Source organism: Chryseolinea sp. H1M3-3, assembly GCF_029360725.1.
In the GTDB taxonomy this organism is placed as follows: domain Bacteria; phylum Bacteroidota; class Bacteroidia; order Cytophagales; family Cyclobacteriaceae; genus Chryseolinea.
In genome coordinates this window covers 328644-343719 of the sequence record NZ_JARKMY010000001.1, presented here as the reverse complement: position 1 = coordinate 343719, position 15076 = coordinate 328644, and the positions used below count along the sequence as shown (strand labels likewise).

At 42.2% G+C, this 15076-nt stretch carries 10 protein-coding genes; 4 read left to right on the top strand and 6 right to left on the bottom strand.

All coding sequences use genetic code 11. From position 1 onward, the window contains the following. Positions 1-16: 16 nt before the first annotated feature. A complete protein-coding gene (locus tag P2W71_RS01370) occupies positions 17-2404 on the bottom strand; it encodes an ABC transporter permease (protein WP_276366030.1) in 2388 nt (795 codons plus the stop codon). A gap of 276 nt (positions 2405-2680) precedes the next feature. On the opposite strand from P2W71_RS01370, the gene P2W71_RS01365 reads away from it, so the two are divergent. Next, positions 2681-4303, top strand: a complete 1623-nt coding sequence (locus P2W71_RS01365; protein ID WP_276366028.1) for an amidase — start codon at positions 2681-2683, stop codon at positions 4301-4303. Between the two features lie 30 nt (positions 4304-4333). Here P2W71_RS01365 and P2W71_RS01360 read toward each other — a convergent pair whose 3' ends face one another. Further along, positions 4334-4747: a GreA/GreB family elongation factor gene (locus P2W71_RS01360; RefSeq protein ID WP_276366026.1), complete on the bottom strand. Its 414-nt coding sequence runs from the start codon at positions 4745-4747 to the stop codon at positions 4334-4336. Between the two features lie 208 nt (positions 4748-4955). Between P2W71_RS01360 and P2W71_RS01355 the strand changes: the two genes are divergently transcribed. The 3 genes from P2W71_RS01355 to P2W71_RS01345 all read left to right on the top strand — a co-directional run bounded on the left by P2W71_RS01355 (position 4956) and on the right by P2W71_RS01345 (position 8053). After that, positions 4956-6068 (top strand): ATP-binding protein, encoded by a 1113-nt coding sequence (locus P2W71_RS01355; protein WP_276366024.1) that lies wholly within the window; start codon positions 4956-4958, stop codon positions 6066-6068. A 44-nt stretch (positions 6069-6112) separates the two neighbouring features. Then, a complete protein-coding gene (locus tag P2W71_RS01350; RefSeq protein WP_276366022.1) occupies positions 6113-7510 on the top strand; it encodes a sigma-54 dependent transcriptional regulator in 1398 nt (465 codons plus the stop codon). Between the two features lie 165 nt (positions 7511-7675). Further along, a complete protein-coding gene (locus P2W71_RS01345; RefSeq protein ID WP_276366019.1) occupies positions 7676-8053 on the top strand; it encodes a hypothetical protein in 378 nt (125 codons plus the stop codon). A 90-nt stretch (positions 8054-8143) separates the two neighbouring features. Here the strand turns inward: P2W71_RS01345 and P2W71_RS01340 are convergent, their stop codons facing one another. The 4 genes from P2W71_RS01340 to P2W71_RS01325 all read right to left on the bottom strand — a co-directional run bounded on the left by P2W71_RS01340 (position 8144) and on the right by P2W71_RS01325 (position 14983). Next, the gene (locus P2W71_RS01340) at positions 8144-9118 is read right to left on the bottom strand and encodes a glycosyl hydrolase family 18 protein (RefSeq protein ID WP_276366016.1); all 975 of its coding nucleotides are present in this window, start codon (positions 9116-9118) and stop codon (positions 8144-8146) included. Positions 9119-9355: 237 nt separating this feature from the next. After that, positions 9356-10222, bottom strand: coding sequence for a DNA damage-inducible protein D (dinD, locus tag P2W71_RS01335; RefSeq protein WP_276366013.1), 867 nt, complete (start codon positions 10220-10222; stop codon positions 9356-9358). Positions 10223-10352: 130 nt separating this feature from the next. Continuing rightward, complete coding sequence (locus P2W71_RS01330) at positions 10353-11666, bottom strand: vanadium-dependent haloperoxidase (RefSeq protein WP_276366011.1); 1314 nt, start codon at positions 11664-11666, stop codon at positions 10353-10355. A gap of 23 nt (positions 11667-11689) precedes the next feature. Beyond that, the gene (locus P2W71_RS01325; protein WP_276366009.1) at positions 11690-14983 is read right to left on the bottom strand and encodes a VCBS repeat-containing protein; all 3294 of its coding nucleotides are present in this window, start codon (positions 14981-14983) and stop codon (positions 11690-11692) included. Between the last annotated feature and the right edge of the window lie 93 nt (positions 14984-15076).

Genomic DNA, 15076 nt, shown 5'->3' with positions numbered 1-15076 from the left:
TCAGCAGATAGCATTCCTATTCACTGCGCAACGCATCGGCTGGATTGTTAAAGGCTGCTTTCAACGCTTGGAAGCTGATCGTGATTAATGCAATGAGAACCGAAGCAACACCAGCTAGAAGAAATATACCAGCACCAATCTTAATGCTGTACTGGAAATCCTGGAGCCATTTTTCCATTACAAAATAAGCGATGGTGCTGGCGAATACAAAGGAAACTAGAATCAATGCAATGAACTCGAATGAAAGTTTGTAAAAGATGTTCGCATTTGAAGCGCCAAGTACTTTTCGAATGCCGATTTCTTTTTTTCGTTGCTCTGCCGTGAACGCGGAAAGCGCAAATAGTCCTAGCCCTGCTATTGTCAGTGCTAATAATGTAAAATGCGTGAACATCGTTGCAAAGGCTTGTTCATTGCTATAGAGATTGGCGAATTGCTCATCCAAAAAAGCATACTCAAACGTGGTTCCTGGATTTACTTTTTTCCAAGTCTCTTCTACAAAGGCCAATGTTTCTTTCATGTTTTCTGCTTTCACCTTGATAGAAAGCGCGCCATTGTTTTGATTGTAAAGCATAAACATGGGCTCAAGCTTATGGCGAATCGTTGCGAAATGAAAATCTTTTACAACACCGATTACGACGTAGGCTGTCAGATCTTCAGGATTTGGGCCACTCTGAATGCTGATCTTTTTTCCCACTGGTTCCTGCCACTTTAAAAGCTTTGCCATTTCTTCGTTGATGATCATGGATAGCGAGTCATCGTAGTCAAGGGAGAAATTTCGTCCTGCAACCATTTTCATATTCATGGTAGGAATAAAATTTTCATCTGCGGCCATAATGCTCGTGATGATGTTGGTCTCACTTGTGTATCCTTCCGGAAATACATTTGTTCTTCCTAATTGTTGTCCGATCCTCGTCGAGGAAGTGCCTGCAGACAGAATGTTTTCATTACGCATTAATTCCGTCCTGAATGTTGATGCACGTGCAGTCGCTGCACCATTTTGTTGAATCGATATGATCTGATCACGGCTGTAACCAAGATCGGTGCTGTAGATAAAATTCATTTGCTGATAGACGATACCTGTACCGACCATCAACGCAATGGATATCGTAAACTGGAGAACGACTAAAGCTTTACGGAGGCGAATTCCACTGGTCGAATTTTTGAATGATCCTTTCAATACCAAAATTGGTTTAAAGGAAGAAAGAACAAATGCCGGATAAAGTCCTGCAAGAATACCAACGATTAAAATCAATGCTAAAATGATCAGCAGGTTTTGAGGCAGAAAGAGCACCATGACATCTGCGAAACGCTGATACGTATTATTCAATAGTGGAACAGCAGCATACACGATACCAACCGCTATGACGGCAGCAGCAAAAGTTACTATGATCGATTCTATTAAATGCTGACCTATGAGTTGACGGCGGACAGCACCGATTACTTTTCTCATTCCCACTTCTTTAGCGCGTCCGGCTGATTTGGCGGTCACCAGGTTCATAAAGTTAACGACGGCCAGAACGAGAATCAGAATTGAAATGGTGGAAAGGACATACACGTTCAATATATCTGATTTGTTAGCATTGCTTTCAAACAAAATTTCTTTTGAATGTAAATGAACTTCACTTAAAGGTTGTACTACCGGATGAAAGAAGTCGAGCGCGTTGTTTTTTTTAGCGATGGCCTGTAGTTTCGCGTTAAGATCTGTGACATCGGCAGGTCTATCAAGCAGCAAGTACGATTTTGTAAAAATACTTTGCCAGGTATCCAATGCTTGACGGAATCCGTCTTCATCTTTCCCGGGAACTAGCGAATGAAGGAGATCAAACTGGATGTGAGAATTTTTTGGTGGATCAGCAAGAATGGCTGTAACATTCAAGTCTGTTGTTTGATTTAATTTGATGGTTTTCCCAATCGGATTTTCCGTTCCAAAAATTCTTTTCGCCAGCGATTCGGTTATCGCAATTGACCCGGGGTTATCGAGAATTCCTTTTTTTGGTCCACTCACCACATCAAAATCAAAAACCTCAAAAACGGATGGGTCAACCCGAAACGCAGACTGGCATTTCAGGATATTGTCATTGTAGCTTAAGTCGTAAGGACCACCTCCTATAAATCTAACACTCTCAACAACCTCGGGAAGTTCTTCCTCTGCAGCAGGAGCAAGGCGGGGTTGAGTAACGCCCACATGCTTGCTGCTTACGCCTTCACCATTGTCGATGGTCAGTAGTCGAACGATGCGATTATAGTTTTTGTGATAGGTATCGTAAGAAAGATCTTCTTGAATGAAAAGGTATATCATCATGCTGGTCGCAAGGCCCAAAGCAAGTCCGACAATTTTAATCAGGGAATAGGTTTTCTGGTTGAACAGGTTTCGAATACCTATTACAAAATAATTTCTGAGCATGGACATGATTAATTTGAGTAAAGTGCAATTCAATTCAAGTGCCATTACAAAACCGCGTAAATAGTATTTTAATGAGATATGCTGGTTGGGCGTCTGATCGCTTACGTACAAGAATGTCCGTATTCGACCGGTTTTTTAGTGCTAGGGATGATGAGAATTTGAAAGTTGAACAACAAAACTGGAAAACACATGATTTGATGGTCCTGAATTTTTATTGCCCCTATGCTACGATATCAATTTAATTTTTGCATTTTATATCCGTTCTCTACTTCAACCTTGAACCGCAGACATTTTATAAGACAAACCACTTTTGTTTCCTTAACGGGATCAGGAGCGCTTGCTTATCTTGCTTCGTGTACGAAATCAAAACAACCAAAAAGTGCTAACCCGGCAGTTCCGGAGTCTGAAACATTTGCACTTCAAGAAATCACCATCTCCGACCTTCAACAAAAAATGACATCCGGAGAGCTTACTGCTCGTTCCATTGTCGAAATGTATTTAAAACGCATTGAGCAAATTGATAGAAACGGACCCAACCTCAATTCTATAATAGAGTTGAACCCAGATGCTCTTGCAATCGCCGATACACTCGATGAGGAGCGAAAAAATGGAAAGGCACGTGGTCCCTTGCATGGTATTCCTGTTCTAATTAAAGACAACATTGATACTGGAGATAAAATGATGACCACCGCGGGGTCGCTTGCTTTAGAAGGACATCGTGCATCGAAGGATGCATTTATTATCGGTGAATTAAGAAACGCCGGCGCGATTATTCTTGGGAAAACAAACTTGAGCGAATGGGCCAACTTTAGGTCTACACGTTCAAGCAGTGGCTGGAGTAGCCGCGGCGGGCAAACCAAGAATCCTTATATTCTCGATCGCAGTCCATGTGGCTCTAGTTCTGGATCGGGGACTGCAGTAGCTGCAAATTTATGTGCAATCGCTATTGGAACAGAGACCGACGGATCAATTAATTGTCCTGCTTCAATCAATGGTATCGTCGGCATTAAGCCAACGGTGGGCCTATGGAGTCGTACAGGAATTATTCCCATATCTAAAACACAGGACACGGCAGGGCCTATGACCCGTACCGTTTCGGATGCAGCCATTTTGTTGGGTGCTTTGACTGCTACTGATACGGAAGACAAAACTACAAATGAGCGGCAGGGAACAATCTGGCGTGATTACGCACAGTTTCTCAAAGCCGATGGCCTGAAGGGAAAGAAAATAGGTATTGAAAAATCTTTCTTAAAAAAACACGAAGCTGTCGACGCATTGCTTAAAAACTTTATTGAAGTAATCAAAGGGCAAGGCGCCATAATCATTGAGATAGAGCTGATCGATAAGCTAAAAGATTTGGAGGGAATGGAATTCGAAATATTGAAATACGAATTCAAAGATGGCCTCAACAAATATCTTGCAAAGGCTAATGCTTCGGTGAAAACATTGGAAGAGCTTATCAAATTTAACATTACGAATGAGGCGAGCGTTATGCCATTCTTTAAACAGGAAATTTTCGACGCAACGCAAGCCATGGGGGATTTGAGTAGCAAAGACTACATCAGCATACACGAGAAGCTTCTATCCACCACCAGAAAGGCGATTGATGGAACTTTAAACGAGCATGGATTAACAGCGATCTGCGGACCTGCCAATGGGCCTTCATGGTGCATAGACGTGGTCAATGGTGATTCTTTTACAGGTTACGGAATGTATAGTCCCGCAGCGGTGGCGGGCTACCCCTCGATAACAGTACCTATGGGACTCGCATTAGGTTTGCCTATAGGTATTACTTTTTTTGGGACGGCTTTTTCGGAGCCTGAGCTTCTTGCTGCAGCTTATGCCTATGAACAGGCCTCAAAAAAACGAACACCGCCATCCTTTCGAACGACGGTGTAATCGCATTTCAAATACTACCCCGAAAAAAGACTATAAGTAATAATCCCCAGCTGCTTCAGGTTGGAAGGTTACTTTTGTAATCTCGAACTCCCCAATACCACCGGGAGTTCTCCACATCACTACATCGCCTTCTTTACGACCTAACAGAGCAGCACCTGCTCGTGATAAAACAGAAATCTTGCCTACCGTGCTATCCGCGTCATGTGGATAAGCTAATGTAATCTCCTTTTCCCGACCTGTTAAAACATCGCGCAACAGAATACGCGAGTTCATGGTCACTATTTTATTTGAAATATTTTCCTGTGCCACCATGTTGGCGGTTTTCAATCCTCTTAACAATTGGCTTGCGCCTTCGTCCTCACGAAATTTAATTGACGAAAATTCGATCAGCCCAATCAATCTTTGATAATCGTTTATCGTTACAAAAATCTTACTTTCCATCATGTTTCTTTTCATTCTACGGTGCAGTATCCATGCCAAACAAAATCCTATTACTGGGACATTTCTTTTGATTTTTGCTCGATTTAAATATGGATAGGATTTACCCACCGGGGCGTTTCTCCCCACTGATGATAGATATCTAAATCCAGAAGTTAATAAGTTTTTAGCGCTTTAGAGTTACCTTTGTATAGATAAAAAGTATCCCCGATTAATGCATTCAACAAATCTCAAATTAAAAGAAAGGGTCAAGGAATTAAAATGCCTTTACGAATTGTCGCGCATTGCATTGGAAAATGAAAAGAACGTGAGAACCATCTTATCTAAGACGATCAAAATATTGCCGCCGGCGATGCAATTCCCTGATTTCGCTGAAGCTAGCATAACAATTGGTAGAGATGTTTACGCTACACCTAATTTTAGCAGGAGCACATTCAAATTTTCTTCTGCCATGACTTTAAGCCAAAAGCAAAAGGGCAAAGTTGAAATCGGTTATCGAAGCACCGTTAAAACCAAAGGTGTCGGAGGTCCATTTCTTGTGGAAGAAAAAAAACTGATCAATACCGTTGCACGGGAATTGTCTTTATTGATAAACCGCAGCATTGCTGAAGAAGAAAAACAAAAACTGCAAAGTCAATTAAAACAATTGGAGCGCCTGGCTTTTGTAGGTGAGCTTTCTGCGGGTATCGCGCATGAGTTGAACGAGCCGCTCGGACGTATACTTGGTTTCGCTCAGTTGATAAAAAAAGCCGGAGGATTAAACGGACAACAGGAGGAAGATATTGACAGAATTGTTAAAGCCTCTTTGTACACGCGAGAAATCATAAAGAAACTGATGCTATTCTCCCGGCAAATGCCGCAGCAAATAACCATGGTTAATTTGAATGAGATCATTTCCAATACTTTATACTTCATCGACGTGCGTTTTCAAAGTGGCAGAATAAAAATGATCTCGAAACTTGACCCCCGATTACCGTCCATTCAGGCAGATGCAGTACAGATGAGCCAGGTGCTTGTGAATTTAACGACCAACGCTATACATGCAATGCCGCGTGGTGGAGAACTTTGGATCGCCACAAAAGTTAAAAAGGATTCGATTAGTCTTACCGTGAAAGACACAGGGCAGGGCATGACTAATGAAGTGAAAAAGAAAATCTTTGAACCTTTTTTTACAACCAAACCTGTAGGAGAAGGCACGGGCCTTGGTCTTTCGGTGGTGCAGGGAATTGTAAGTTCGCATCAAGGCAAAATTTCGGTGACGAGTACCGTGGGAAAGGGATCAAAATTTGAAGTGCTTTTACCGATCCGGCAGAACCGAAAAAAGTGAAACTGTTTCAATAATTCTTGACGTTTTAATACAAACAAAAAATCGTGGTTAAACAACAAAGCATTGGAAGACAACACGCCAAATCTATCGGACAAATGAAAATGAACGGCGGAAATATTAATGTGTTGGTAGTAGATGATTCACCCGAAACCATTGAGTTGATAGAGAGGAATCTTCAATCCATCGGATATCAGGTGTACTCAGCTTCAAATGTACAGTCGGCGATCAAGTTGCTCGATTCTATTGAAATCAATTTGTTGATTACAGATCTAAAAATGCCAGGCGAGAACGGAATCGCGCTCGTGCGTCATGTATCAGAAAATTTCAAAGGCATTGGGATTCTGGTGATCACAGGTTTCCCCTCTATTGAGGGTGCCATAGAGTCCATTAAAATTGGTGCTGAAGAATATCTGGTAAAGTCATTCACCGATGAGGAATTATTTCAGGCCGTTGAGCGTGTTTTAAACAAGACTAACCATCACAAAAAAGGTATTGTCAAAACAATGCCCCAAAATTTTGGGATCATTGGTGAGTCGGAGGGAATGATTAAGGTCTTCAATACGATAGGCAAAGCCAAGTCCACAACGGCCACGGTACTGATTGCAGGCGAAAGCGGAACAGGAAAAGAGCTCGTGGCAAGAGCATTGCATTATGGAAGCGCGATATCTGCTGCTCCTTTTGTTCCAGTCAACTGTGGAGGTATCCCCGATTCGCTTTTGGAAAGTGAGCTTTTTGGATATGTCAAAGGTGCTTTTACAGGCGCTACGGAAACACGTGCAGGGTTTTTTCAAACGGCTGACGGTGGTACCTTGTTCTTAGATGAAATCAGCAATACAAGCCTGGCGATGCAAGCAAAGTTGTTAAGAGTGTTGCAGGAAAAAGAGTTTTATATGGTTGGATCTAAGAAGCCGCATAGGGCTAACGTGCGGGTTGTGGCGGCTACAAATGTTGATCTCATGCAGATGGTAAAGAAGGGTTCATTCCGTGAAGACCTTTATTACAGATTGAATATTATTTCAATTGATTTGCCACCACTTCGCGACAGGGGCGATGATATACTTTTATTAATTGAATTTTTCCTGGCAAAATATGTTCGTGAATTAAATAAAGGACCGATGCGTATTACGCCCAGGGCCATAAAAGTCTTGAGGGCTTATGGATGGCCGGGAAATGTGCGCGAACTGCAAAACTTAATTCATAGACTAGTGATTATGGCCGATGAGAGCTCGATTGATACCCCGGATTTGCCGGAGTCATTTCGTTATTCCGCTACACGTTCGAAAGGATTAGGCCGAAAACTTGACGAAGTTGAGCGAGATTATGTCATGGACGTGCTGGCAGCAAACAAGAACAACATTTCGCAAGCTGCCCTTAGTCTTGGGATCGACAGGAAAACATTAAGGGACAAAATTAAGAAGTATAAAACGAAATTTAACGACTGAGGAGAAAGGTTCCAGGTGATTAGAATCCCTCCATCGACAATTTCAACATAGCCACAATCAGGCGTGCTTTCAAACGTTATTATTGGTATGGCTTTTGGAATATTTAGTTAAAGTTGGCTTAGATAATTGGAATGAATCTTTTAAAGCTTAAAATGAAATCAGTTAATGTTGAGCAATATCTTACATAATCAAACGCCAAAGAGCCCTAAGAACGGAAAATGGAAGGAGTTCAATAAGCATGCAGTGTTGGTCGCCGAGGGTACTTACTACCAGGATCTGAAGCATGGATTGTGGAAACAATATTATGAGACGGGTGAATTAATCATTGAGGAAATGTATCAACGGGGTATCATGCATGGCCGATACGCTTCGTATTACTTAAATGGCCAGGTTATGGCCGAGGGTCAGTATGTGAATGGAAGCAGGGAAGGATATTTTCATGTTTATGATGAGACAGGGAACCGCATTAAGAGCATGCTTTTCGTTCATGACGTAGAAATTGAGAGCTCTGAAAAGATTGTACCTGCACACAGCAGCAATTGATTTTTTGCTTTTGTAAATAAGGTTAGTCAAAAAAGTATTTGATAAGCTTATCACTTATTTCCCTCCACGACCATCAAAGTAGTAACATCCCTATTCTTTTCCAGCAGCTTGATTGATGGCTCGCAACAGTGAACGGTCATCATTCAGGTCCTGAGAAATTTCCCATATCATCACGCCTGCCATTTTTTGTTTTTTAGCGAATTCCGTTTTCTTTTTTATGGTGTTGATGCCGTTGTAATACACCGAGTCAAAGGTGTCTGCGTAAGGATCTGCTCCTGCATTAACAAGATCTTTGTAGTGCGTAAGTTTTCCCCGTGGCTTACCATAGAATGGAAGACCTAGCACAGCCTTGTGCGCCGGAAGTCCCCGTTGTGTAACCCAATAGTTGTACGACTTCTCAACGAGACTGTAAGGGGCGTGCGGAATGGGTTGGCCTTTATCATCGTCATACGTCATGAGATTCAGCCAATCTACAATTGCAAAAATTTCTTTTTTTGTTCCGTCTCCCTGATTACCATAGTGGACAACGGCTGCGGTAAGCTTTTTGTTAACCGCGTGCAATGAGTCGCCGAGTTGCTTCATTAATAATACATTGTCTTCGGCTGAGCGATTTTCTATGTCAGGATATTCCCAATCAACATCAACGCCATCCAGGTTGTATCGCCTTACCAATTCCATAACGTTGGTAACAAAATAATCACGTTCCTCCTTTGTCTGAGCCAACCGGTGGAAACGGCTGTCATCTCCCGGTTCGTCACCAATGCTCCATCCGCCAACAGAAATGAAAACCTGAACATTATTTCGATGTGCTTTTTTTACGAGGCCGATTAGCTTATCAGAATTTCGTAAGGCATCCAAGCCACCCCCTGTTTTTGCGGGAATGGCAAATGAAAAATTGATGTGGGTTAGCATGTGAAAAGGAATTGCCGTAGTATCCACATTCCGACCTTGCAGATAGCCGATTACCATAAAGTCGTTCTTTGCAGGTTTTTTATTGTTACGGGGTTGCTGGCAGAAACCAACTATTGGAATCAGCATGAAAACAAAAATGATAAAAAGCTTCATAGAATTTGTACAGGTGAATTACTAAGGTACTTTTTAAATTCTACTATTTCTTTTCGTAATGACGACTTTCCGTGAGTGGTGTAAAGTTGATCGAATTGAATCGAATGTGCGTGTGTAAGAGAAGAAGTTTTCGTATTCCTGCATTTGAATTTAACTACGAAATTGGGAGGATAATCATCCTGGACTTGACGTGGATCATATTTTCATATCGATAATACTCACATTATCATTTTTTCTTTAACCAGATCGACGTTTATTTTTTTTGATTTTCAATTTTTTAGCGTCTTCAATTATTTTTCTTTCGTCGCCTTCCAATCTCCGTTGTACTTTCTTTAAATCCTCGGCCGGTGGTATTTCCTCCGGCTTAACACTTCGTTGAACGAGCATTTGTCGAACGGCTACATTATTTTCCACATGTTCAACGGAGATGTCGTATTCCCCTTTCAAATTTTTTTCGATCACATTGTGGCTTGTCAACTCCGCAGCGAAGTCTTTGGCTTTTATAGTTAACGCGGGAAGAAAATCTGCAAGTGCCCTGTGATCCGGAACCTGGAGTTTGTGTTTCATATCTTCAGTGCTAAACCCTCCAAATAAAGCCTTGTCGCCTGAACTTCTTATCGCGGCGAAACCACTGTGATCTACACCACGCTCGTAAATAATACCAGATAATTTCTTTTCCGATTTAGTAAGTTTTCCCCGTAGAGCGACGCGCGCGACATCCAACAAACGTTGTTCGATGATTTCCTGCTTGCGTGTTTGTACCGCAAAATAAGTTTGAGCAAAAGCAATTTCTGATTTTGTTGTGTCGCCGTTTTGAGCAACTAAATAGGATCCATACCGTGTTAGGGCAATGTCATTTATTCTTCTCTCAGAGCCGCTGCCTAATGCGACCATTTTACCTGTATCAGCAAAATGGTCTGAAACAATAGTGCCAGCGTTTTCGCAGGCTTTTTTTGCCTTGTCGATTACTTTAAGGAAGTTGTCCCATTTCGAATATCCAAAAATGTTCTGCAACTCACGGGCGCTCCAACACTCAATCCCATTGTAATCGTAACAGGCGTGCTCAAACCGACTGAATAATTCTTGAATTTGCTCTTTTTTCATATGATACGTTGCCAGTGTGTATCCTCTAGCTTCGAGCGGATTTCTTAGGACTTCAAGCTACGGAATTTTAATTCCGGCCGCAAAATTTAGAACTATTCGCGACAGTCGAATGGATGAGGTGATCGTAAAATTAATTTTGCTTGGCCTGCAGGTCAACCATATTGCTTAATATGAACTGACCAATTTGTTTCCCCTGCACCACACCATTTTCGCAGGCGTCACGAAAGTGTATGCCGCCGTAAAGCCGGGAGATGGCAGCTTCTTCTGCAGCCTGGTAGAAAGATTTGAACTCACGCGCTGGAATGCCGAAATACATTTCAGAAGTATCCAAAAAATTAAAGTTATCGCCCAGCAGGTAGGTAAGCACAACAGCAACAGACGATGATGCAACGCTATGGCCACTGGTGTATTCAGGGAACGGTGGCGTTTGTAACACCGGGCGCCAGCTTGGATCGATTAAAATATTGATGGCTGATTCCGGACGAATACGGTCGCTGAAGTATTTCTCCTGCCAACAGCTGATAAAAGCATCGTGCAACGTTAAGGCCACCATTGAATGAATCAATATGGCAGAATCAAGTGAGATGTCTGCTTTTTTACATGCAATGCTGGTGATTCCCATCCAGTGGCCTGCTGGTGAGATCTTTTTTAATCCGATGGCCATGTGACCTGAATAATCCACGGCGAAAGGGTTGCAATCCCAAAAATTCGCAATAGCAAGTTGTTCTTTGGTGATATTATTCTTCGCTTCATATACCTCCAGCATGAGTTTATAAAATGCGCTTGTTGAGTCTTTGCTGTAAGCAACGGGTGGGGGAGGCGCAAACTGCTTTGCAGAATCAAGGAAAAAGGTTCGGATCGTTTTCCATTGAGGTTCTACAGCACTCATGTATTCGGGCGGTGTGGGATACCAATAACCTTCTTTCTTGCTAGGTGAATATCGCGTATAAGTACTAAGCTTGTTGTAGCCGTCCGTTCGGGCATAGGCTAATACCGATTTAGCAATTTCTTCGGCATACCGAATGTTGTCCTTGATATCGGACTCAGAAATTTTTTTCTTTTTTTTGAAGTAAGCAACAAGCGCTTTTTGTTTTTCTTCCAACATGGCGCCGGACGGCATAATGAATCGCCCTACATGAAGCAGCGCATAATTAGAAGCCAGCGAAACATTAAAATTTTTGGGAAGCACCGGAGGCTTTATTTCCGGGTTTGCATTCAGCTCTTCGTTGAGATTTACTAACCGACCAGTGCCATAGTGGGCAGTTTCATAAGCACCCAACATTGCATAAGCATAAAAACGACTGGCAGCAACCGGAGCGGCTACATCATGAAGCATCACTTCTGAAAGATGAAATATATTATCTGCCAGCAGTTGTACCTCTTGCTGATTCTTAGAATGCTTCTGGGAAAAAACATTTCCGGTTATCAGTAGGAATACAATCATCCATCCGGCTTTTATCGCGCTCATCATCGATTCAATTTATAGGTTTTAACGCCGACGTTGTTGATGCCGATCAATAAATAATCATCACCCCGAACGTTAATCATTTGTAAAGACTTCGTGTCTCCTGTGGAGCTTAATCCTGAGCGGGGTTGCGGAACATAGACAAAATTTCCTTTACCATCGCCCTGAAACAATTGACCGAAATTAGCGTCGATGACACCCATCCGGATACGAATAGAACTTTGATTGCCTCCGGTAATCAGGTCCATGTTTCCATCTTTATTGTAGTCTACAATGGTCATTGCATAGATAGGTGAAAATTGCGCTTCATGGGGTAGTTCATGAATTTCAAATTTGCCTTGTTTATTTTCCAGGTACACACTTTCCAACAGGGTAGCTTTGAGTCGTTTTGCATCCTTCAAATCATTGGCGGAAAAAATATCTTCCAGTCTCGCATTGGAATAGGATGCATAGTCCGTGAACTTTGAACGCATGCTGTACATTTGGTCAAGTAGTTCATCACGCGACGGGAATGGATATTCTTTTCCCTGTACATAGTAGTTTAAAATGGGGTCCACCGATCCGTTGTTATCAAAATCTTTATACACCAATGTCAGTGGCTCCTTTTCACTTGCACGCAATTGAGTGTTAAGTCCTAAATTGCCGACAATTAGATCGAGATCTCCATCCTTATCGAAGTCGTGAGCAATCATTTTATTCCATAATCCGGATACATCGCGTTCGAAAAACGTTTCAGTTGTCCGCTCAAATGTTTTGCCCTGGTTATTGGTAAAAACTTCTATCGACATAAATTCCCCGATAACAACCAAGTCATCCCAGTGGTCGCCATTAACATCAACCCACTTTGCATCAGACACCATTCCGAGCATTGACATCCGCGATGCTTTAGTGGCAGTTACGTTTTCAAATCGGCCACCGTTGTTCAGTAATAAATAACTCTCTGGTGTAACTGGATATTTACCAGGCAGGACCCTTCCGCCAACGAACAAATCCAAATCTCCATCATGATCGAAATCGCTGGCCGCAACACAAGCTTTACTGCCGACCATGTCTGGTAACCCATCCGTTGCAATTAGGAATTTGCCGGTTCCGTCATTGACGTAGAGTCTGTCCTTTAAGGCTTTGTCTTTAACTTCGTAGTCATTATAACCGCCACTGACTACATACAAGTCTTGGTCGCGGTCGCCGTCTGCGTCAAAGAAAACCGCATCTGCATCTGTACATAATTTATTAAATACAGTCGACATCGATTCGTCAAAGGTGCCGTTCTTATTCTGGATAAAAATTTTCGCCGGGTTTTCTTGGGCCCCACCAACAAAGACGTCAGCTAACCCATCGTTGTTAATATCCCCTTGCGCCATTATCGGACCGCAAGTAGTCAGCATCGTCATAAGCAGTGGCTGCCTTTTGAAATCATTAAACCCTGGCTCAGCGTGGGTATAGTTCAATGTTGGCTCTACCGGTGTAAAAATTGTTTCCACAGCAACTTTAGATATGGCCTCGGCGCGCTGTTCTATACTATTCTCTTCCGGGATTTTTAAAATTTGATTTGCCTGAACATCGCGAAGGGTCATGTGCTGCCCCGACATCCAGATTATTTTTATCGAGTCTACCTTACCAACGCTACCCAAGCCAACGTGTATCCGGTCAGTCACCGACGATTGGAAACCCCTTGAAGGAATTTTTTCAAAATACTGCGACTTTCCTTGGCTAAAGAGTGTGATTTTAGCGCCTGTGCCTTTCGTGTTCCTCCCTGTACCTGTCAGCGATAATTGTAGGTAATTTATTTCCGGATGTTGCTCTCGTGAAAGGTTTTTGTGAATCGAAGCGGTAGCGTTTTCGTTGTTAATGATCAGATCGAGATCGCCATCATTATCTAGATCAGAATATGCTGCTCCGTTAGAAAAATTAAGCTCTTTGAATCCCCATACGGCGCTCTTATCTGTGAATGTTAAGTCGCCGTTATTTTTATAAATGTAATTATGCAACGGCGTTGATGTCATCGTACTTACCAAATGGAAAGTATCAGCCTTTTCTTTGGCCTTTCCTTTTTCAAAATAGTAGTCACCTTTGTACTTTAAGAAGTCACGGTTAGTATAGTCGCGGAAGTATCCGTTAGTAATAAAAAGATCCTTCAGGCCGTCGTTATCATAGTCTGCAAAAAGTGGGGCCCAGCTCCAATCTGTTTTTGAGATGCCTGCGAATTGGCCTATTTCACTGTATGTTCCATTTCCATTATTCAAATGAAGCATGTTGCGCATATTTTGAAAGTAAAAGCCGTTCAAAACCATTAGCGAGTATTGCTCGTAGTTTTCAGGTCCGTACAATAATTTTTGGCGCTTATTATCTTCGGGGAGCATATCGACAGTAAAGATGTCGGGCCATGTATCATTATTGATATCGCTTACATCGCATCCCATAGAAAATTGCGAAATATGCTGCATGTAATCTGTCAGCCGGTCAGTAAACGTACCGTTGTGGTTGTTGATGTACAGATAGTCAGGTTCAACGTAATCGTTGGATACATACATGTCGAGCCAACCATCTTTGTTGATATCAGCGACCGTAATACCCAAACCAAATCCCAACGGGTTTCCTTTTATGCCGGCTGCCTCGCTGATGTCTGTAAAACGCCCGTTATCATTTCTAAAAAATTTGTCACCTGCAAACGGATCTCTTGTTTCTTTAGCTTTAGCAAACTGAAATCCTCGGATAACCACTACGTTGTGATTCAACTGGTACATGTCAAGATCGCCATCCCTGTCAAAATCGAAAAAGGAAGCATGAGTTGCATAACCCGCATCGTCCAAGCCATATTCTCTGGCTTTATCTGTAAAGGTTAGGTTGCCATTGTTGATGAAAAGTTTATTCCGCCGTTTATTGGGATCGCCTTTTCCGGAATAACAGACGTAAATATCGATGAAGCCATCACCATTTACATCGGCCATTGTAACGCCGGTTTTCCATCCGTCATTGCACGCGACGCCGGCCGATTTTGTTATATCATTAAATTTAAAACTTCCTTGATTTAAATACAGTTTGTTAGAGCCCATGTTGGAGGTAAAATAGATGTCATCGAGCCCGTCGTTGTTGATATCTCCTATGGCAGTACCTCCTCCATTAAAAAAATATTCATATGTAAGGACATTGGAGGCAGGGGTTTCCTTCAGCATGTTTTTAAAAGTTACTCCTGTTTTGGAGGGCGAGAGTTGCTCAAACAATGGTGTTTCTTGAGCAAACAAAAAGTTGTCCCAGATAATCAGGGAGAAGACCAGGAACGTTATTCTACTAATCATTTTCTTATTAAATAAAACAAAGGCCATACGCATTGCCTTCATTTAGTTTTGCCTCAACCTCGGTATCCTGCAAATCATACGCATGCTGACGCA

Bases quoted from the DNA above. Each gene is read 5' to 3' on its own strand.
- P2W71_RS01370 (WP_276366030.1), bottom strand. From the start codon at position 2,404: ATGCTCAGAAATTATTTTGTAATAGGTATTCGAAACCTGTTCAACCAG.
- P2W71_RS01360 (WP_276366026.1), bottom strand. From the start codon at position 4,747: ATGATGGAAAGTAAGATTTTTGTAACGATAAACGATTATCAAAGATTG.
- P2W71_RS01355 (WP_276366024.1), top strand. From the start codon at position 4,956: ATGCATTCAACAAATCTCAAATTAAAAGAAAGGGTCAAGGAATTAAAA.
- P2W71_RS01345 (WP_276366019.1), top strand. From the start codon at position 7,676: ATGTTGAGCAATATCTTACATAATCAAACGCCAAAGAGCCCTAAGAAC.
- P2W71_RS01340 (WP_276366016.1), bottom strand. From the start codon at position 9,118: ATGAAGCTTTTTATCATTTTTGTTTTCATGCTGATTCCAATAGTTGGT.
- dinD (WP_276366013.1), bottom strand. From the start codon at position 10,222: ATGAAAAAAGAGCAAATTCAAGAATTATTCAGTCGGTTTGAGCACGCC.
- P2W71_RS01330 (WP_276366011.1), bottom strand. From the start codon at position 11,666: ATGATTGTATTCCTACTGATAACCGGAAATGTTTTTTCCCAGAAGCAT.
- P2W71_RS01325 (WP_276366009.1), bottom strand. From the start codon at position 14,983: ATGATTAGTAGAATAACGTTCCTGGTCTTCTCCCTGATTATCTGGGAC.